At 69.3% G+C, this 18,897-nt stretch carries 18 protein-coding genes; all 18 read right to left on the bottom strand.

Features of this window, described 5'->3' with window-relative positions; translation table 11 throughout:
• Positions 1 to 45 precede the first annotated feature (45 nt).
• Positions 46 to 3,384: an ankyrin repeat domain-containing protein gene (locus tag RI032_RS09580; protein ID WP_322548185.1), complete on the bottom strand. Its 3,339-nt coding sequence runs from the start codon at positions 3,382 to 3,384 to the stop codon at positions 46 to 48.
• Positions 3,377 to 3,637, bottom strand: a complete 261-nt coding sequence (locus RI032_RS09575; protein ID WP_010482302.1) for a YcgL domain-containing protein — start codon at positions 3,635 to 3,637, stop codon at positions 3,377 to 3,379. The genes RI032_RS09580 and RI032_RS09575 overlap by 8 nt, the downstream gene beginning before the upstream one ends.
• A 160-nt stretch (positions 3,638 to 3,797) precedes the next feature.
• Positions 3,798 to 4,238 carry a hypothetical protein gene (locus RI032_RS09570; RefSeq protein WP_010482305.1) on the bottom strand — a complete coding sequence of 147 codons (441 nt, stop codon included), beginning with the start codon at positions 4,236 to 4,238 and terminating at the stop codon, positions 3,798 to 3,800.
• A gap of 62 nt (positions 4,239 to 4,300) precedes the next feature.
• The gene (locus RI032_RS09565) at positions 4,301 to 5,539 is read right to left on the bottom strand and encodes a beta-ketoacyl-ACP synthase (protein WP_049413131.1); all 1,239 of its coding nucleotides are present in this window, start codon (positions 5,537 to 5,539) and stop codon (positions 4,301 to 4,303) included.
• Positions 5,539 to 6,270: a 3-ketoacyl-ACP reductase FabG2 gene (locus tag RI032_RS09560; RefSeq protein WP_029379816.1), complete on the bottom strand. Its 732-nt coding sequence runs from the start codon at positions 6,268 to 6,270 to the stop codon at positions 5,539 to 5,541. The genes RI032_RS09565 and RI032_RS09560 overlap by 1 nt, the downstream gene beginning before the upstream one ends.
• The gene (locus tag RI032_RS09555) at positions 6,267 to 6,722 is read right to left on the bottom strand and encodes a hotdog family protein (protein ID WP_010482310.1); all 456 of its coding nucleotides are present in this window, start codon (positions 6,720 to 6,722) and stop codon (positions 6,267 to 6,269) included. Before RI032_RS09555 ends, RI032_RS09560 begins: the two co-directional genes overlap by 4 nt.
• Positions 6,719 to 7,903, bottom strand: a complete 1,185-nt coding sequence (locus RI032_RS09550) for a beta-ketoacyl-[acyl-carrier-protein] synthase family protein (protein WP_019336778.1) — start codon at positions 7,901 to 7,903, stop codon at positions 6,719 to 6,721. The genes RI032_RS09555 and RI032_RS09550 overlap by 4 nt, the downstream gene beginning before the upstream one ends.
• Positions 7,900 to 8,457 (bottom strand): DUF3261 domain-containing protein, encoded by a 558-nt coding sequence (locus RI032_RS09545; protein ID WP_134959301.1) that lies wholly within the window; start codon positions 8,455 to 8,457, stop codon positions 7,900 to 7,902. Before RI032_RS09545 ends, RI032_RS09550 begins: the two co-directional genes overlap by 4 nt.
• Positions 8,445 to 9,695: an NAD(P)/FAD-dependent oxidoreductase gene (locus RI032_RS09540; RefSeq protein ID WP_019336780.1), complete on the bottom strand. Its 1,251-nt coding sequence runs from the start codon at positions 9,693 to 9,695 to the stop codon at positions 8,445 to 8,447. The genes RI032_RS09545 and RI032_RS09540 overlap by 13 nt, the downstream gene beginning before the upstream one ends.
• A 53-nt stretch (positions 9,696 to 9,748) precedes the next feature.
• Positions 9,749 to 12,103 carry an MMPL family transporter gene (locus RI032_RS09535; RefSeq protein ID WP_322548184.1) on the bottom strand — a complete coding sequence of 785 codons (2,355 nt, stop codon included), beginning with the start codon at positions 12,101 to 12,103 and terminating at the stop codon, positions 9,749 to 9,751.
• On the bottom strand, positions 12,096 to 12,719 hold the full coding sequence (locus tag RI032_RS09530; protein WP_322548266.1) for a LolA family protein: 624 nt from the start codon (positions 12,717 to 12,719) through the stop codon (positions 12,096 to 12,098). The genes RI032_RS09535 and RI032_RS09530 overlap by 8 nt, the downstream gene beginning before the upstream one ends.
• Before the next feature lie 2 nt (positions 12,720 to 12,721).
• On the bottom strand, positions 12,722 to 13,153 hold the full coding sequence (locus RI032_RS09525; protein WP_019336783.1) for an acyl-CoA thioesterase: 432 nt from the start codon (positions 13,151 to 13,153) through the stop codon (positions 12,722 to 12,724).
• Complete coding sequence (locus tag RI032_RS09520) at positions 13,140 to 14,690, bottom strand: HAL/PAL/TAL family ammonia-lyase (RefSeq protein WP_322548183.1); 1,551 nt, start codon at positions 14,688 to 14,690, stop codon at positions 13,140 to 13,142. Before RI032_RS09520 ends, RI032_RS09525 begins: the two co-directional genes overlap by 14 nt.
• Positions 14,680 to 15,621, bottom strand: coding sequence for a lysophospholipid acyltransferase family protein (locus tag RI032_RS09515; protein ID WP_322548182.1), 942 nt, complete (start codon positions 15,619 to 15,621; stop codon positions 14,680 to 14,682). Before RI032_RS09515 ends, RI032_RS09520 begins: the two co-directional genes overlap by 11 nt.
• A gap of 1 nt (position 15,622) precedes the next feature.
• Positions 15,623 to 16,393, bottom strand: coding sequence for a glycosyltransferase family 2 protein (locus RI032_RS09510; RefSeq protein ID WP_043399560.1), 771 nt, complete (start codon positions 16,391 to 16,393; stop codon positions 15,623 to 15,625).
• Positions 16,383 to 18,068: an ApeI family dehydratase gene (locus tag RI032_RS09505; protein WP_322548181.1), complete on the bottom strand. Its 1,686-nt coding sequence runs from the start codon at positions 18,066 to 18,068 to the stop codon at positions 16,383 to 16,385. Before RI032_RS09505 ends, RI032_RS09510 begins: the two co-directional genes overlap by 11 nt.
• On the bottom strand, positions 18,061 to 18,612 hold the full coding sequence (locus RI032_RS09500; protein ID WP_010482325.1) for a COG4648 family protein: 552 nt from the start codon (positions 18,610 to 18,612) through the stop codon (positions 18,061 to 18,063). The genes RI032_RS09505 and RI032_RS09500 overlap by 8 nt, the downstream gene beginning before the upstream one ends.
• Positions 18,613 to 18,634: 22 nt before the next feature.
• Positions 18,635 to 18,892 (bottom strand): acyl carrier protein, encoded by a 258-nt coding sequence (locus tag RI032_RS09495; RefSeq protein WP_006402206.1) that lies wholly within the window; start codon positions 18,890 to 18,892, stop codon positions 18,635 to 18,637.
• Positions 18,893 to 18,897: the final 5 nt, after the last annotated feature.

Here is an 18,897-nt window from a genome sequence, read left to right as displayed (position 1 = left end):
GATTGCGGTTGCCGGCCAGCGGCCGGCACGACCCTTTTCCAGGAATCAGCCGTTGTCGCGCAGGAACCGCGCCATCGACGAAACGCCCGGCACGCGCGGTTCGAACTCACCGGCCACGTCGATGAAGCCACGCATCACCGCGATCTCGCGCGGGCTGCGGTTGAGGCTGTCGCGCACTTCCGGATCGGCACCTGCACGCAGCAGGCGCTGCACCAGCAGCGGCAGGCCATGCAGCGCGGCCAGGTGCAGCGGGCCGAAACCGCGCGGATCGCGCACGTCCAGGCTGACGTCCTCATCCAGCAGGCGCTCCACCGCCGCCATCACCACCTGCTCGTCGCAGGCGGTACCCGGCTCGGCACGCGCGCCCAGCAACAGCAGCAGCGGCGTCACCGAACCGGCAGCGGCCTGGTCCGGTTCGGCACCGGCCAGCAGCAGGGTGTCGAGCAGGGCCAGCAGGCGCGAGCGGTCGCGGGCACTGAAACCGTACAGCGCGGCGCAGTGCAGCGGGCCCAGCTGTTGCGCATCACCGGCATGCACGTCGGCACCGGCAGTGAGCAGGCGCGCGACGATGTCCGGCAGGCCCAGCGCCGAGGCCAGCATCAGCACGGTCACGCCGCCCGGCAGGCGGTGTTCCAGCTTGGCGCCGGCGTCGAGCAGGGCCGAGACGATATCCACCTGGCGCATGCTGACCGCCGCCGACAGCGGCGTGGCACCACTGGCCGCAGCGTGCTGCGGATCGGCGCCACGCGCCAGCAGCAGGTCGGTCACCGCCAGATGGCCACCACCGGCGGCGCGCAGCAGCGCGGTGCAGCCCTGCGCATCGACCGCGTCGACGGCGAAGCCCAGATCGATCAGGCGGCGCACCGCATCCACGTCACCAGCCATCGCGGCGGCCGGAAGATCGGCCTCGCGCAGGGTGCGGCGCGGCAACGGCCATACCCGCCAGTCCAGCCAGTCGGCCAGATCGCGGCGACCAATCGACAGCGCCACGCCCAGCGGCGTCTGGCCGTCGGCGGCACGGGCTTCCGGCGAGGCACCGTGCTGCACCAGCAGCTTCAGCGCGCCTTCGCGGGCCAATGCGGTGGCCAGATGCAATGCGGTCATGCCATGGCTGTCGCGCGCTTCGCGATCGACACCGGCCTTGAGCAGGGCCTGCTGCAGGCGCAGCCAGCCCAGGCGCACCGCCAGCGACAGCGGCGGATCACCGGCCGGCGAGGCGGCGAACGGATCGGCGCCACGTTCCAGCAGTTCCAGTGCCAGCTGTTCCAGGCCACGGGCGGCCTGGTCGTGCTGCGCACACGCGGCGAGGAAGCGTGCCAGGCCACCGCGTCCGGCCGGCGACAGGCCACGCTGCAGCATGACCTGCAGCGCCGGCACCGCGTCGATGCCGCGCGACAACAGCGCGAACATCGGCGTGTCGGAACAGGCGTCACGCACGTAGGGATCGGCACCGTGGGCCAGCAGCCAATCGACCGCACGCGGCTCCAGCGCCAGTTCCGGATCGAGCAGCAGGCCACCCAGTTCTTCCGGCTGGCACAGCTTGGCCAGCGCGGCCATGCCTTCGGTGTTGCCGAAGCCCAGCGCTTCACGCAGCAGGGTCAACGGCGGACGGTCCGGTAGCAGGCCACTGGCACTGGCGGCTTCGCCGCGCTCGGCCAGGCCATCACTGACCGCGGCCGGCAACGGATAGGAGGGGTCCAGCAGAGCCACGATCGCCCAGCGGCCGGCTTCGGCAGCGTAGTCCACCGCACGGCGACCGACCGGATCGGCGGCATCGGCGGCGATGCCCAGTTCGACCAGGCGCTTGATCAGCAGCGGTGAGACATCCTCGGCCATCGCCGCCAGCTGCACCGCGTTGCGGCCTTCGCCGTCCACCGCGACCAGGTCCGGCTTGTGCGGCAGCAGATGCTCGACCACGGCGGCACGACCGGCACGGGCCGCTTCCAGCCATGGCGTACGGCCCAGCGCATCGCGCGCTTCCAGATTGGCACCGGCGCCGAGCAGCACGCCGATGATCTCCACGTGGCCGGCCAGGGCCGCCTCGTGCAATGCACTGCGGCGCTGGCGATCGCGGGCGTCGGCGCGCGCCTTGTGCTTGAGCAGCAGCTGCACCCCGGCCGGATCGTCATCTTCGGTGGCAGCGGCGGCCAGCAGCACCGGCGTGCCCTCGGCCGGTTCGCTGCGCGCACCGCGTTCGAGCAGGAAGCGGGCCAGGCGCCAGTTGCCGACCTGGCAGGCCACCGCCAGCGGCGACCAGCCCTCGTTGTTCAACGCATCGACTTCGGCGGCGGCATCGCGCAGCAGCGCGGCCACGCCCGGGTCGGAACTGCGCGCGGCATGGTGCAGCGGGGTGTTGCCATCGCTGTCGATGGCACGCGAGTCGGCGCCGTTGGCGAGCAGGGTCATCACCGCTTCGGGGCGGCCGTGCCAGCTGTCGCGGGTGGCGGCCAGCAGCGGGGTCATGCCCCGGTGCGGCGCATTCACATCGACGCCGCGGGCGATCAGTTCGCGCAGCAGGCGCAGGTCCGGCAGCACCGCCGCCAGCACCGCCAGGCTGCGCTGGTCGCGCCAGTTCGGGTCCGGCAGCGCATACGGATCGGCACCGGCCTGCAGCAGCTGCAGGCCCCGGTCGATGCGGCCATGGCGGGCGGCTTCATACAGTGCCGGGGTCAGTTCCTGCGGTGCCATCGCCTCCAGCGGCGCGGTTTCGGCCGCGGCGGCGAACATCGGTTCGTGCTCGTTGCCGGCGGTGGCCAACGGGCTCGCGCGCAGCGACACCAGCGGTGCCGGCGCGACCCGCTGCAGCAGCAGGTGCAGCACTGGAGACAACAGCATCACCGCCAGTGCGGCAGGCCAGCGTGCGCTTTCCGGCAGCAGGCCCGGCCAGGCCGGCAGCACCACCAGCGCGGCCAGCGCGATCACCAGCGCGGCCACGCCGAGGCCACGCCAGGCGGTCAGGTCGCGCCCGGCCAGCGCCTGCCAGTGCTGGGCCAGGCTGCCATCGAGGCGTTCGACATCGTTCCACAGCGGCCAGGTGCGCCAGGCCGCCAGCAGGCCGGCACTGACCAGCACGCTCAGGCCCAGCACCGCCGCAAGGCTGCCGCTGTCACGCAGTGCGGCCAGCGGCCAGGCCAGCAGCAGCGCCAGCAACAACGGCGCTGCCGTCCACAACGCCAGCAGCGCCGGCAGGTCCTGGCGCGCGACCACCTTCAGCGGCAGCAGCGCGCGGCTGCGCCGCCACCACGACACACCCAGCGCGAACGCCGGCTGCGCCAGTGCAGCAAGGATGGCGCCTGGAACGCCGCCCACGGCGGCGCCCAGCGCCAGCACGGCGCCCACGGCGAAGGCGATCGACAGGGCGCGCGGACGGGACGTGTCAGTCATAGTGGCGCGGCATCAGGCTGGCCACCGACGGCGGCACCTGCAGGTAGAACCCGCGCTCGCTCATTTCGCTGCGGACCTTTTCCGGATCGGCCTGGGCCAGGCGGCGCTGGGCATCCAGGGCCACGTCCAGGACGAAGGCGAGCGTCCCCAGCGAGGTGAGCAGCGGCGCAGGCAGCGCGCTGAAATCATCGCGACGGGGAACGTAGACGTAGGTGTCCGGCTTGAGTTGGCTTTTATAGACGTAGGCGTGCATGTCCGCGGGACGATAACCCGGGAAGAGCCATGATTGTGTCGGAAAGCCGACACCGGGGAAAGCCGTCAGCCGACGATGACGGCGTGATCGACGGCGTTTCCCCGGCGGGGTTCAGCAATGTGGCGGCGGCGTTCAGCCACGGCCGGCACCACGCAGGCGCTTACTTGACCTTGGCGTAGGTACCCTTCAGCGCGACGCCGGCGAGGATCGCACCGGCGTAGCATTCGTAGTTGGTGCTGCTCTTGAACTCGTTCTTCTTGTAGTAGCTGACGATGTCGACCACGGCGTTGGCGCCGCGCGACTTGGCGCCGTCCTGCAGCGCGCGCAGCGCCGACAGTGCGACCCAGCGGCAGGCTTCGGCATCGCTCTTGTTGGCGGCGTTGGTCTTCTTGTTGGTCACGTCTTCGCCCAGGCGCTGCTGCACGCTGACCGGCTGGCCGGCGAGGTAGAAGCGGACGCTGCCGTCGATGCCGGCGTCCTTGGCAGCCTGCGAACTGACCAGTTCCTGCAGGGACTGCTCCACGCGGGTATCGCGGGCAGAAGCGGTGGAGGCCAGGGCCAGCAGTGCGGTGGCCGTGGCGATCATCAGGGTGCGGCGCATCGGAACATCTCCTTGTCGAGGGTGCGGGTAGGTTGCGGGAACAACGGCGGTGGGGCGGTGGATCACTCGCGCCAGCGGCGGAACACCAGCGAGGTGTTGATGCCGCCGAAGGCGAAGTTGTTGCTCATCACGTACTCGGCCTGCAGTTCGCGGCCTTGACCGGTGATGAAGTCGAGCTGGCCACAGCGCGGGTCGACCTCGGCCAGGTTCAGGGTCGGCGCGAACCAGCCAGCACGCATCATCTCGATGCTCATCCAGGCCTCGAACGCACCACAGGCGCCGAGCATGTGGCCGACATAGCTCTTCAGCGAGCTGATCGGCATGCGGCTGCCGAACACCTGCGCGGTGGCCTGGGTCTCGGCGATGTCGCCGTGATCGGTGGCGGTGCCGTGGGCGTTGACGTAGTCGATCTGTGCCGGCTCCAGGCCCGCATCCTCCAGCGCCAGGCGCATGGCCTGGGCCATGGTGTCGGCGCTGGGCTGGGTGACGTGCTGGCCGTCGCTGTTGGTGCCGTAGCCGACCACCTCGGCAAGAATGGTGGCACCGCGCGCCTGCGCGTGCTCCAGGTCTTCCAGGATCAGCGTACAGGCACCCTCGCCCAGCACCAGGCCATCACGGCCAGCATCGAACGGGCGCGGCGTGGTCTGCGGCGCATCGTTGCGCACGCTGGTGGCGAACAGGGTGTCGAATACCGCCGCAGCGGTGGCATCGAGCTGCTCGGCACCGCCGGCCACCATCACCGTCTGCTTGCCGCTGCGGATCGCTTCATAGGCCGCGCCCACGCCCTGGCTGCCCGAGGTGCAGGCGCTGGAGGTGGTGTAGACGCGCCCGGACAAACCGAAGAACACGCCGATGTTGACCGGCGCGGTGTGGCTCATCATCTTCAGGTAGGTGGTGGCACTGATGCCTTCGGTGGTGAATTCGTTGAGCATGCGCCCGAATTCGCCGGTGGCCTCATGGCTGCCCGAGGACGAGCCGTAGGCCACGCCGGTACGGCCGCTGCGCAGTACCGGATGCTCGTGCAGGCCGGCTTCGCGCAGCGCCACCTCGGTGGCGCGCACCGACATGACCGCGACCTTGCCCATCGAGCGGGTGGTCTTGCGGTTGTAGTTCGGCGGCAGCTCGAAGTCCTGCGCCGGCGCGGCCAGCTTGGTGTTCAGGCCGGCATAGACATCCCATTCGGGCATCGTGCGCACGGCATTGCGGCAGCTGCGCAGGTGCGCTTCGATGGTGGGCCAGTCGTGGCCAAGCGGACTGATGGCCGCAGCACCGGTAACCACCACGCGACGATCGGCGCCCATCAGAGCATGCCCCCGTTCACCGAGATCACCTGGCGGGTGATGTAGCCGGCCGGCTCGGACAGCAGGAACGACACCGTCGCCGCCACTTCGTCGGGGCGGCCGACACGGCCAGCGGGAATCAGCTTGAGCGCGTGTTCGATCACTTCATCGTTGAGCATTTCGGTCTCGATCAGGCCCGGAGCCACGCAGTTGACGGTGATCTGGCGGCTGGCCAGTTCGAGCGCCAGGGCCTTGGTGGCACCGATGATGCCGGCCTTGGCGGCACTGTAGTTGACCTGCCCGCGGTTGCCGGCCAGTCCGGACACCGACGACAGGGTGACGATGCGGCCGGGCTTGCGCCGCCGCACCATCGGCATGATCAGCGGATGCAGCACGTTGTAGAAGCCATCCAGGTTGGTGTGGATGACCTGGTCCCAATCCTCGGCCGAGAGTGCCGGGAAAGCACCATCACGGGCGATGCCGGCGTTGCAGACCACGCCGTAGTACGCGCCATGCGCCTCGACATCGGCCTCCAGCGCGGCGCGTGCGGCCTCGCGGTCAGCCACGTCGAACGCCAGCACGCGGGCCTGCTGGCCCAGTGCATGGATCTCGGCCACCACGGCCTGTGCCTCTTCCAGGCGGCTGCGGCAATGCACCACCACGTCGAAGCCATCACGCGCGATGCGCAGCGCGATGGCCCGGCCGATGCCCCGGCTGGCGCCGGTCACCAGCACGCTTCGATTCCCTGTCATGCCTGTCCACTCTCCAGATAGGCCATCGCGTCGGCCGGTTCGAACACCGACACGTTGGCTGTCGCCCATTCGTCCTCACCTGCCAGGATGCGGCAGGCGAACATCCCCAATCCATTGTCACCCAACAGCTCGCAGCGCGCCTGTACGCGCAGCCGCGAACCGGCGGGGAAGCTGCTGCGCGCGCTGCTGTAGCGGCGGCTGCCGAGCAGGAAGCCCAGCTGCGGCGGCTTGCCGGCCGCACGCGCGCGGCAGCCGGCCCAGGCCGCGATGGCCTGCGCCATGTATTCGATGCCGACCCACGCCGGCACTTCGCCGTTCTCCACGAACAGGCCGGCCTCGGGCACCACCAGTTCGGCCTCGAGGGTGTCCTGGTCCCAATGCGTGATGCGCTGCAGCAGGCACATGTCCTGGCGGTGCGGCACCACCTCTTCGATTGCATACAGCGTGTTCATCGACGCTCCAGTGCCAGCACGGCGTTGCTGCCGCCGAAAGCGAACGAATTGCTCAGCACCCGTCGCGGCGGCTGCGCCAGGCGGGTGGCCGGTGCGACCAGCGGCAACACCGGCAGCGCTGGGTCGGCCACGCCGTCCCACCAGTGCGGCGGCAGCTGCTGCTGCGGGTTCTCGGCCAGCAGGATCCAGCACAGCGCGGCCTCGATCGCGCCCGAGGCACCGAGCGTGTGCCCGGTCAGCGGCTTGGTCGAACTGGCTGGCACGCTGTTGCCCAGCACCTGCGAGACCGCCAGGCTTTCCATCGCATCGTTGTGGCCGGTGGCGGTGCCATGCAGGTTCACGTAATCCACTTCGTCGGCGCCCCAGCCTGCGCGCAGCAGCGCCTGCTGCAGCGCGTCGATGGCACCCAGCCCCTGCGGGTCGGGAGCGGACATGTGGTGCGCGTCGGCCGATTCGCCCCACCCCGCCAGGCACACCGGGCCGGGCTCGCGGGTGAGCAGGAACAGCGCGGCGCCTTCGCCGATGTTGATGCCGGCGCGGTGCTGCGAGAACGGGTTGCAGCGTGCCGCCGACACCGATTCCAGCGCGCTGAAGCCAGCCACGGTGAAGCGGCACAGCGAATCGGCGCCACCGGCGATCACCGCATCGACGATGCCGGCGCGCAGCATGCGCGCGGCTGACATCAGTGCCTTGGCACTGGACGAACACGCCGTGGACAGGGTCCACGCCGGTCCCTGTGCGCCGCTGCGCTGGCGCACGAACTGCGCAGCGGTGCCCATTTCCTGCTGGGCGTAATCGAAGCCCTGCGGCCACTGGCCCTGTTCGGCGTGGCTGCGCAGGGCCTGCTCGGATTCACCGATGCCCGAGGTGCTGGTGCCCAGCACCACCGCCACGCGCTCGGCACCATGGCGGGCAATCGCCGCGGCCACCGCCGGCGCGATCTGCGCCAGCGCCACGTCCAGCAGGGCGTTGTTGCGCCCGCGCAGGGCCACCGGCAGGTCTTCCAGCGCCGGCAGCGGCGTGCGGACCTCTCCCAGCGCCAGGGTGCGCCCCGGCAGCAGGCTGTCGTTGTCGCTGAGCCCGCCCGGCACATCGGCGAACATCGCCGACGCGACCGCAGTGCGGCCATCGCCGAGCGCGCAGACCACGCCCAGGTCGTTCAGGTAGATCGGTGCACTCATCGGTCCTGTCCGGCCATATCGATCGATTCGATGCGCAGCGCATAGCCTTCGGCACGGTTGTCCAGCTGCACGCTGCCATCGTCCAGGCGCTGCAGCAGCAGCCACACCGTGCCGTCGCGCGACAGGCTGCGCTGCTGGCCGTCGTCGATGACCTCCCAGCCGGCCGGCAGCGCTGCGGCGATGGCCGCGGTCGGCCACAGCGCGAACTGCAGGTCATCCAGCACACGCTCGGCACGCACCTGCGGCGGCAACCACGGCGCACGCTGCTGGGTCAGCTGCTGGCCGTCCCACTGCAGGCGCACGCCGGTCTGGCCCATCGCCTGCACCGCGAGCTGCACCCGCTGCGCGTCGGCCTCCAGCAGCGCATCGAGGTCGCGCTCATGGCTGCCGAAACGGAAGTGCAGCTGCTGCTGCAGCGCCAGCGGCGCCTGCAGGCTGGCCGGCGACAGGCGCAGCGGCGGCAGTTCCACCTGTGGCTTGGGCATGCGCCCGGCACAGGCGGCCAGCAGCAGGCACAGCAGCAGGGCCGCAGTACGGAAGATCAGGCGCTGCACAGTTCCTCCAGCACGCGCATGCGACGGCCGCTTTCGTCGGCCACATACGGGTTGTTGGTGTCCCAGGCGTAGCCGGCCAGGATGGAGCTGATCATGTCGCGCACTTCGGGCTGCTGCTGCGGGTGGTAGATGATCTTCTGGAAGCCGCCTTCGTACCAGCTTTCGACGAAGCGGCGGAAGGTCTTCACGCCGGCGCGCAGCGGGATCGAGAATTCAGCTTCCCAGTCGACGGTTTCACCGGCATAGCGGCGCGCCAGGCATTCGCTGGCCAGCTGCGCGGACTTGAAGGCAATGGTCACACCGGACGAGAACACCGGGTCGAGGAACTCGCCGGCGTTGCCCAGCAGGGCATAGCCGGGCCCCCACAGCGAGCTGACGTTGGCCGAGTAGCCGGTGATGCGGCGCACCGGCAGCACCGCCCATTCGGCGTTGGCCAGCAGGCGGGTCAGGTTGGGGTCCTCGCCGACGATGGCCTGCAGCTTCTGCAGGTCGTCACCCTCGTAGCGCTCGAAGAACGACGGCTCGGCGACCACGCCCAGCGAGCAGCAGCCGTTGGAGAACGGGATCGTCCAGTACCAGACGTCGACGTGCTCGGGGTGGGTTGTGATCAGGATCTTGTTGCGATCGAAGTCCGCTTCGGCCGGAATGTTGTCGCGCACGTGGCAGAAGATCGCGCCGCGCACCGGGAAGTTGGATGGCGATTCCAGCTGCAGCAGGCGCGGCAGCAGGCGTGCGAAGCCGGAGGCATCGAGGATGAAGTCGGCTTCGATGCGGTATTCGCTGCCATCCGGGCGGCGCACGTTCACCGTGGGCTGTTCACCGGGTTCGACCGACAGCACTTCATCACCAAAACGCAGCGTGGTGCCCATGCGCTCGGCACCGCGTGCCAGCACGTTGTCGAAGTCGGCGCGCTGCACCTGGTAGGTGGTGCCCCAGCCTGGCGAGAACTTCTTCCGGAAGTCGAAGGCGGTACGCGCTTCGCCGTGCACGAAAGCGGCGCCGTTCTTGTACTGGAAGCCGGCCTCGACCACATCCTGCAGCAGCCCGGCGGCTTCAATGTATTCCATGCTCTGGGGCAGCAGGCTTTCGCCGATGGAGAAGCGCGGGAACTGCTGACGCTCCAGCATCAGCACCTGGCGGCCCTGCTGGCGCAGCATCGCCGCAGCCACGGAGCCGGCCGGGCCGGCACCGATGATCAGGATCTCAGTACGTTCGACAGCATCCACAGCAGTATTCATCGGTGCGTCCTTGTTGCTCGATCAGGTGGAAAGAAGGAAGTCGGAAGACAGGTTCAGGCTGGCGGCAGTTCATGCGGCGGCGGCCGGAACAACGGCGAGATCAACCAGACCAGGCCGATGCCGAACAGCAGGGTCAGGCCGAACGCGCGCAGCGCCGGGGTCTGCGACAGGCCCAGCAGACCGAACGACAGCCAGGTACTGGCCGCACCCACGCACACCGCCAGCCAGGCACTGGCATCGCCACGGTGCTCGATCAGGAAGATGCCGTAGTCGATGCCCATGCCCAGCAGCAGCATCAACGCCAGCACGTTGAACAGCTGCAGCGGCTGGCCGAACAGGCCCAGCAGGCCCAGGGTCAGCGCGCCGGCGATCAGGGTCGGGGCGAACACGCGCCAGGCCTGGCGGCGGTAGCGCAGCCACAGCGCACCGAACACCAGTGCAATGCCGACCAGCAGCAGCCCACCCATCAGCTTGCGATAGTGGCCGAGCAGCTGCGAGAAATCGGCGGTGCGGTCGACCCAGCGCACGCCCGGCAGGCCCTCGGCCGCGCCACGCAGGGTCGTCAGTGCATCGGCGCGTGACAGGTCATCGACCATCACCACGCTGATCATCTGCCCACCCACCGCACCCACCCAAAGATGGCGGAACGGCTGCGACGCCGGCGAAGCGAGGAAGGCCTCGGCGGTAAGCGGTGCAGCCGCGAACTGCGGTCGCTGCAGCGGTTCACCCACGGCCTCGGACACGGCCGACAGCACGCCGGGTTCCACCTTCGCGGTCAGCGCGGCATCGGCTTGCTGGCGCGCCGGCGACGGCAGCCAATCGCTGATCGCGCGATAGCCACCAATGCGCTTGTCGTTGGCCAGTACACGCAGGCGCTCGGTCAGTGCTTCCTCGCGCTGCAGCAGCTGCGCGGCATCCGCGCCCTGCACCAGGTAGAACTGCGCCGGGCTGGGCATGCCCAGCAGCTGGCTCAGGCGGATCTGCTGCGCCATCAACGCTGGCGGTGATGACTGCAGGCTGCGCAGGTCGTCGTTGCTCTGCAGGCGTGCGATGCCGATTGCAGACAGTGCCAGCGTGATCACCACGAACATCGTCACCGCGCGACGACCATGCAGGCGCGGGAAGCGCTCCAGCGTGTTGCCCAGCCACTGCGAGAAGCGGGTCTGGCGGATCTCGCCGCCATCCAGCCACGGGAACCAGAAGATCACCGTGAGGAACGCAGCGGCCAGGCCCACCACCGAGAACAGCGCCATCTGGCGCAGGCCCGGGAACGGCGCCAGGCCCAACGCGAGGTAGGCCAGCGCACTGGTCAGCAGGGCCAGCCACAGGCCCGGCAGCAGGTGGCGTAGCAGCTTCCAGCGGCGATCGGCCGGTTCAGCCTGGCGCGAGGCGAACCAGTGAATGCCGTAATCCTCGGCCACACCCACCAGCGACGCACCAAATACCAGGGTCAGCACGTGTACCTTGCCGAACACCAGCACGGTCACCGCCAGCGCCACACCACAACCGATCAGCAGCGAGGCGGCGACCAGCAGGATCGGCCGCAGCGAGCGGAATGCCAGCCACACCAGCAGCAGCACCGCCGCCAGCGAACCCCAACCGATGGTGTTGATTTCCTGATTGGCCTGCACCGCGGCGGCCTCGGCATGCAGCGGCACGCCGGCATGCAGGATTTCCAGCTCCGGCGCTGCGGTCTTGGCCGCCTTTCCGACCCGCTCCAGCAGGCCATCAAGATGGCGCTCGCCATCGAGCTGGAACGCCGAACCCGGCGTATCGAACTGCAGCGCCGCCCAATGCTTGCCTTCTGCTTCCAGCAGGCCATCATCGCCCAACCGCAGGCCCGAACCCTGCGCCTGCTGCTGCCACCACTGCGGCCACAGCGACAGCGGGTCCTGTCGCCAGTCGGTCAGGCGCGGCGCGCCCATCGGGCCGTACAGTGCAGCCAGCGCCTGCTCGGCCAACGCGCCCGGTTCACTGCCCTGCAGCTGCTCGCGCTGGGCAGGGGTCAGCAGGCGGTCGCGGTACGGCGCGTAGAACGCGCGCGCCTCATCGAACCAGCCTTCGATCGAACCACTGGGCACCAACAAGGCGTGGTCGGCGTCCTTGGCCATGGCCGCCGCAAAGGCCGCCTGCGCGCGCTTGGCGGCCGCGCTGTCCTTGCTGCCGAGCAGCACCACCACCTGCCGCGAACTGCCATCGGCGATGCGCCGGGTGACGTCGCTCAACAGGCGGTCATGCGCATCCTGCGGCAGCAACGCGAGGATGTCGGTGTCGATCCGCGATTGCTGGCTCCACAAATGCCACTGCTGTGCGCCCAGCGCCAGCAGCAGCACCAGCCAGGCGATGCCCAGCCAGTGCCACCAGCGCCGCAGGCGGTCCGGTGCGTTGGATGCCACGGCCTCACTCAAAACGGCGGGCCTCGTCGGCGTTGAGCGTGGCCGGCGTCTCGCTCAACGCGCTGAACTGGATCTGCGTGCGGTCCTTGTTGGCCTCGACGATCTCGACCTGGCGCACGTAGCGATCGCCCTGCAGGGTCAGCGATTCGAAAGCCTTGGCCAGCATCGCCGACTTCGGCGTCAGGCGAAGCCGCCAGCCCTGTCCTTCACGGCTGGCCGCCACGTTGAACTGGCTGGACAGCGCCTGCGCGTCGCCACTCATCAGCGCGAACATGATGGCGTTGACCGAACGCATCGCTGGCTGCTGCCGCGCATCGAGCTCAACGCGGGTGCTGCCATCGCGCTGGCGGCTGAGGATGCGGTCGGCGGTGACCACCACCTCGGAGGGGAACGGCTTGAGCGTGGTCCAGATCACGCCGTGCTGGCGTGCGACCACGAACCGGCCCTGCGAACGCAGCGGGTTCTTGAAGCCGCTGACCTGCTTTTCCTGGCTGAACTGGCCACGCAGCACCTCCGGCCGCGCCACCGCCTGGGTAATCGCATCGACAGCGGGGTCGGCGGCCTGCACCCGCGGTACGGCCACCAGCAGCAGCGTGCACAGCAGCACGCTCGAAAGACGGGCAAGCATGGTCACGGCGCAGGCACTCCCAGGCGTTCCCACAGTACCGGCGGGCACTGGTACAGCATTTCCTTGCTGGTCGCGTCCACCGCGACCTGGATGGTCATCGCGCGGGTCAGCACCTGGCCGCTTTCCGCATCGAGGATCTCGTACTCGATCTTCAGCCGGTTCTCCCATTCCACGATGCGCGCGATCACGCGCAGGGCCTGGTTGAACAGCAGCGGGCGCACATATTTCACCCGTGCATCGACCACCGGCCACAGGTAGCCCGATTCGAGCATCTGCGGGTAGTCGTAGTCGTAGCGCCCGAGCAACGCGCAGCGCGCGATCTCGAAGTACTTGAAGTAGTTGCCATGCCAGACCACGTTCATCGGGTCGCAGTCATGGAAGGCGGGGGTCAACGCAATCTCGCCAACCCGTTCAATGGCCTCATTCACCGGCATACAGCTCCCAACGTTGCGCGCGGATCTCCACCAGCAGTTCCCGCAGTTCGCGATCCAGCGCGCGGTCTTCTTCAACCAGGGCGATGCGCTGCCCCAGGTCGGCGTACATGTCGGCCAGACTGCCATGCAGCTGCGCGTTCAGGCCAACCCGTTCGCGCAGCGCCAGGCCCTGGCGGGCGGCGATCAGCATCGCCGCCACCACCTGTTCGGTCAGTTCGATCACCCGCAGGCAGTCGCGCGCGGCGATGGTGCCCATGCTGACCTTGTCCTGGTTGTGGCATTCGGTGGAACGCGAGAACACGCTGGCCGGCATGGTCTGCTTCAGCGCTTCGGCGGTCCACGCCGAAACGCTGATCTGCAGCGCCTTCAGGCCATGGTTGATGGCCGCGCGCGGGCCGGTGGCCGCCGACAGGTTGGCCGGCAGGCCATGGTTGTAGCGGGCATCGACCACCAGTGCCAGCTGCCGGTCGAGCAGATCGGCAACATTGGCCACGGTGTTCTTCAGGGTGTCCATCGCCAGCGCGATGTGGCCGCCGTAGAAGTGGCCGCCATGCAGGATGCGCTCGCCGTCGGCGTCGATCAGCGGGTTGTCGTTGGCACTGTTCAGTTCGGTTTCGATCAGCTGGCGCAGGAACGGCAGGCTGTCTTCCAGCACGCCGATCACATGCGGCGCGCAGCGCAGCGAATAGCGGTCCTGCAGGCGCTGTTCATTGCGCGGCGGGCGCTCGCTGTGCAGGTCGCTGCGCAAGCGCGCGGCGATGCGGCCCTGGCCCGGGTGCGGCTTGGCCGCGAACAGGGTCTCGTCGAAGTGGTGCGCGTTGCCGTCGCTGGCCAGCACGTTGAACGCGGTCAGGCGCGTGGCCATGCGGGCCAGGTAATCGGCGCGCTGCCAGGCCAGGCAGGCCAGGCCGGTCATCACCGCGGTGCCGTTCATGATCGCCAGGCCTTCCTTCGGCCGCAGCTTCAGCGGGGTCATGCCGATCTTCGCCAGCACCTCGGCCGCCGGCTGCACGCGGCCGTCGAACAGTATCTCGCGCTCGCCGCACAGCACCGCCGCCACGTAGGACAGCGGGGTCAGGTCGCCACTGGCACCGACCGAGCCTTCGGCCGGAATCATCGGCAGCACGTCGTGCTGCAGCAGCGTGGCCAGGCCTTCCAGCAGCGGCACGCTGACACCGGACATGCCGCGCACCAGCGACGCCAGGCGCGCAGCCAACACCGCACGGGTCTCGACCGGGTCCAGGTAACGACCCAGGCCACAACCATGGTAGGTGTAGAGGTGGTGCGGCAGCTCGGCCACCAGCGCCGGCGGGATGTTCACCGTGCACGAGTCGCCATAGCCGGTGGTCACACCGTAGATCACGCCGTCCTCGCGCAGCAGGCGGTCGAGGAAGTCGGCACCACGCTGGATGTGCGCACGGAATGCCGGCGCGTCGCTCAGTGCGGCCTCGCACTGGCGCTGGGCCAGGGCAACCACGTCTTCGATGGTCAACGGTGCATCGCCAAAGCGGCACACGGGTACGGCGTCAGTCGTCATGCGGAGCCTGATCCCAGAAGGGGAAGAAATTGAACCAGTCCAAGGGGGACTGGATGAGCTGGAGTTCCAGCCAGCGCGCGAAGCGCTGTGCCTGTTCGGCCAGTGCCGCATCGCGTGAGCCACGCGGCAGCACGATGCGTTCGGCGAACTGTTCAAACGCCACGCGATAGCCTTCGCCCTTGTGCAGGCAGGCCATGGTGTAGACCGGGCAGCCCAGCGCGGCGGCGAGCACGTAGGCGCCGATCGGGAACGGCGCCCGGTGGCCGAGAAAATCGGCGGTGACACTGCGACCGCCCTGCACCGGCGTGCGGTCGCCGACGATGGCGACAAAGCCACCGGCGGCCACGCGCTCGGCCAGCATCACCGCCGTGGCCGGGCCCATCTCGGTGACCTGCACCAGTTCCACCGCCGCCAGCGGGTCCAAGCGCTGCAGCAGGCGGTTGAAGCGCTGCGCATGCGCGGTGTGCACCAGCACGGTGATGCGGAACCCCGGCACCTGTTCGGCCAGCACCTGGCACAGTTCCAGGCAGCCGATGTGCGCGGTAAGGATCAGCCCACCTTCGCGGCGCGCGATCTTCTCCAGCACCAGGTCACGATGCAGGTGGATGCGTTCGGCCGGATAGCGCCCGCCCAGGCCGAGGATCTTGTCCAGCATCGTGTCGGCGAAGGCGAAGAAATGGCGCAGGCTGTCACGCCGCGTTGGCGTGCGGCCGAGCACGCCGCTGTGCGCCTGCAGCCGCAGCAGGTACTGCATCGAGGCCTGGCGCCCTACACGGTTGCCCAGCCAATGGCAGGCCACCACTGGCCACACGCACAGGCGGAACGGCCAGCGCCCGAACCAGCGGTGCACCCAGCACAGGAACAGCACGCCGGCCACCGACGTCGATTCGCCGATGTCGGCCCAGTGCGGGGCACCCTGCGCGGTCGCCATCTCAGTGCTGCCCCCGCAGGCGGCGCCACAGCAGGCGTGGTGCGCGCCAGAGCATGCCGAAGAACAGGCGGGTATGCATGCGGCTGATGCGCACGTTGTCGCGCCACACATCGAAGTGCGACACGCCATCGGCGGGATAGGTCACGCGCGTGGCCAGGTGCTCGACCGGCAGCTGCCGCCAGTACAGGCGCACCATCACCTCGGTATCGAAATCCATGCGGCGGCCGATGGTCTCTTCATCGATCAGGCGCAGCACCGCCGGCAGCGGATACACGCGGAAGCCGCACATGGTGTCGCGCAGGTGCAGCGAAAGCGTGTTGATCCAGACCCAGATGTGGGTCGCGTAGCGCCCGTACAGGCGCGCCTTCGGAACACTGGCGTCGTAGGCCGGAATGCCGCAGATCACCGCCTCGGGATGGGCGCGCGCCGCTTCGATGAAGCGTGGCAGGTCAGCGGTGTCGTGCTGGCCATCGGCATCGATCTGCAGCACGTGGCTGTAGCCACGCGCACCGGCTTCGGCGAAACCGGCCAGCATTGCCCCGCCCTTGCCCTGGTTGATGTCCAGGCGCAGCAGGTCGACGCCCTGGCGCTGTGCCAGCGAGCGCAGTGCATTCGCGCACGCCTCATGCGAGCCATCATCGACCAGCAGGCACGGCAGGCCGGCGGCCTGCACGCCGTCGACCACCGCCGCGATGGCGTGCTCGTGGTCGTAGACGGGGATCACCACCAGTGGCGCGAACGCGGCACTGGCAACGGCCGGATCAGTCCGCATCGGCGAAGACCACCTTGCCGCTGGCATGCACACCGTGGCTGGAGGTGTAGCGGAAGGCCAGCACGTTGCGTGCGGCATCCCAGTTCAGCTGCAGGGTCAGCTCATCGCCCGGGCGGGCCACATGCTGGAACTTCACCGCATCCATGCGCAGGAACGCTGCCGGCATCGCGAACATCTGGCGGCCAAAACGCACTGCCCAGTCCAGCTGCGCCACGCCGGGCAGGATCGCCGCCTGCGGGAAGTGGCCCTGGAACGGCCGCAGCGCCGGGTCGAGGGTCATGCGCAGGGTGGCGCTGGCGGCGTCGCGGCGGTCCCAGACCGGCACCGGCATCAGTGGCTGGAACAGCGCTGCCAGCGCCGCCTGGGTGACCTTGCCCTGTGCGTTGATCGGCAGCGTCGGCACCAGCCGCCAGCGGCGCGGCCGGGTGACCGCGTCATGTGCCTGTGCCAGGCGCGCGCCCAGGCGCTGGCCCAGCGCGCGGCGCGCGGCGTCACCGCCCTCCAGCAGCGCCAGGTCGGCCGGCACCACCACGGCCGCCAGCTGCTCGCGCTGGCCGGGCAGGACCAGCACGCGCACGTCGTCCACTTCGGCGTCTTCGCGCAGCGCGCGTTCGAGCGCATCCAGCGAAACGCGGCGCTCTTCGATCTTGACGATGCGGTCGGCACGGCCCAGCAGGCGGAAGCGGCCGTCGGCCAAGGCTTCCACGCGGTCCTGGGTGCGCCACCAGTCGAGGGTTTCCAGATGCGCCGAGGCGACGGCCAGGCAGCCATCCTCGATGCGCCACTGCACGCCCGGCAGCGGCTGCCACGGCGGCAGGTCGGCGTCCCAGCGGCGCCAGGCGATACCACCGGTCTCGCTGCTGCCATAGACCTCGGTCGGTGCCACGCCCAGCCACTGCCGTACCTGGCGTGCAGCTTCTTCCGGCAGTGGGCCACCGGAGGAGAACACCGCACGCAGGCGGCCATGCAGGCTGGCCCAGTCGAGCTGCTCGGGCAGGCGCTTGAGGTGAGCCGGGGTCGCCACCAGCACCGTGTCGGTACCGGCCAGCGCGCCCACCAGGTCTTCATGGAAGAACCGGCGTGGATGGATCAGGCGGCCGGCGGCCAGTGGCCACAGCACGCGGAACAGCAGGCCGTAGATGTGCTGGTGGGACACCGTGCCATGTACCTGCACGCCTTCCAGCTGCGCGCCGAACGCGGCCTGCAGCGCATCCACCTCGCGCGCCAGCTGGTCCATGCGCTTGCTGATCGCGCTCGGCTGGCCGGTGCTGCCGGAGGTGAACACGCACAGTTCGCAGGCGCGCTCGTCCAGCGCCTGCAGTTCGTCGCCCAGCGCGGCGTCCAGCGCCGCCAGCGGGCGGTAATCGGCGGACACGTCGCCTGCGAAACCGCTCACCTGCGGCTGCAGCGCCTGCAGCGTGGCCGGCAGGTTGTCGGCGGCCAGGAACACCCGCTTGCCGGCATGCCAGGCGCCGAACAGCGCCGCAGCAAAGGCCACGGCATCGTCGAAATACAGGGCCCAGTCACGGCCTTCGGCGGCCGCAAAGGCCGCGCGCCAGGCCAGCACGCGCTGGCGGAAGCGAGCGTGGTCGATCACCTCGCCATCGCAGACGCCAACATTGCGCTGCGGCCGCGCCTCCAGCAGCAGCCGGTCCAGGGCAATCCACTCAGCCATGCGCGTGCGCCGCCTTCACCCGCCGCCGCACCAGCCACTCACCTGCGAACAACACGCCCATCATCACGTACGCCAACAATCCGTTGTAGAGCATCCAGACCCGGTCCGACGCGTACAGCGCGGTCAGCAGGGCCAGGCTGCCGTTGAGAACGAAGAAGCCACACCACACCTGGGTGACGCGGCGGGTATAGGCCACTGCGAACGCTGGCAGGTCCGGTTCCTGCAGCCGTGCCAGGCGTTCCACCAGCGGCGGGCCGAAACGCAGGCTGGTGCCAAACACCGCCAGCATCACTGCATTGACCAGCGCCGGGTACAGCTTCAGCGGCAGGGCCTGGTTGAGTACCGTGGCCAGCACCGCCAGCAGGCCGGTGCCCGCGGCCGCGGCCCACCACAGCGGCTGGCGCGTACTCAGCGCGCGCAGCAGGGCCAGGGTGAACAGCAGCAGCGACAGCCAGCGTGGCTCGAAACGGCCCATCGCCAGGTACACCAGTACCGGGTAGGCCAGCGAGATCGCAGCCACCACGACCGTGCGTGCGCGTGCCATGGTGGAGCCGTCGGCGCTGCGGTCAGGCGGCTGCCTGGTCCGGCAGCAGCCTGTGCACCACATCAACGATGTCCTGCACGGTACGCACGGCCTTGAACGCTTCCGGCTGCAGATTGCGGCCGAGCAGCGGCTTGAGCTGCACGATCAGGTCCACCGCATCGATGCTGTCGATGTCCAGGTCGTCGTACAGGCGGGCCTCGGGCGTGATCCGGGCGGTTTCGATCTCGAAGCTGTCGGTCAGGATGCTGACGATGCGTTCGAACAGTTCATTCTTGGTCATGGCAG

The sequence above is a fragment of the Stenotrophomonas geniculata genome, from assembly GCF_034508895.1.
In the GTDB taxonomy this organism is placed as follows: domain Bacteria; phylum Pseudomonadota; class Gammaproteobacteria; order Xanthomonadales; family Xanthomonadaceae; genus Stenotrophomonas; species Stenotrophomonas geniculata.
The sequence above is the reverse complement of the archived record's forward strand: the minus strand, read 5'-3'. Positions and strand labels throughout refer to the sequence as shown.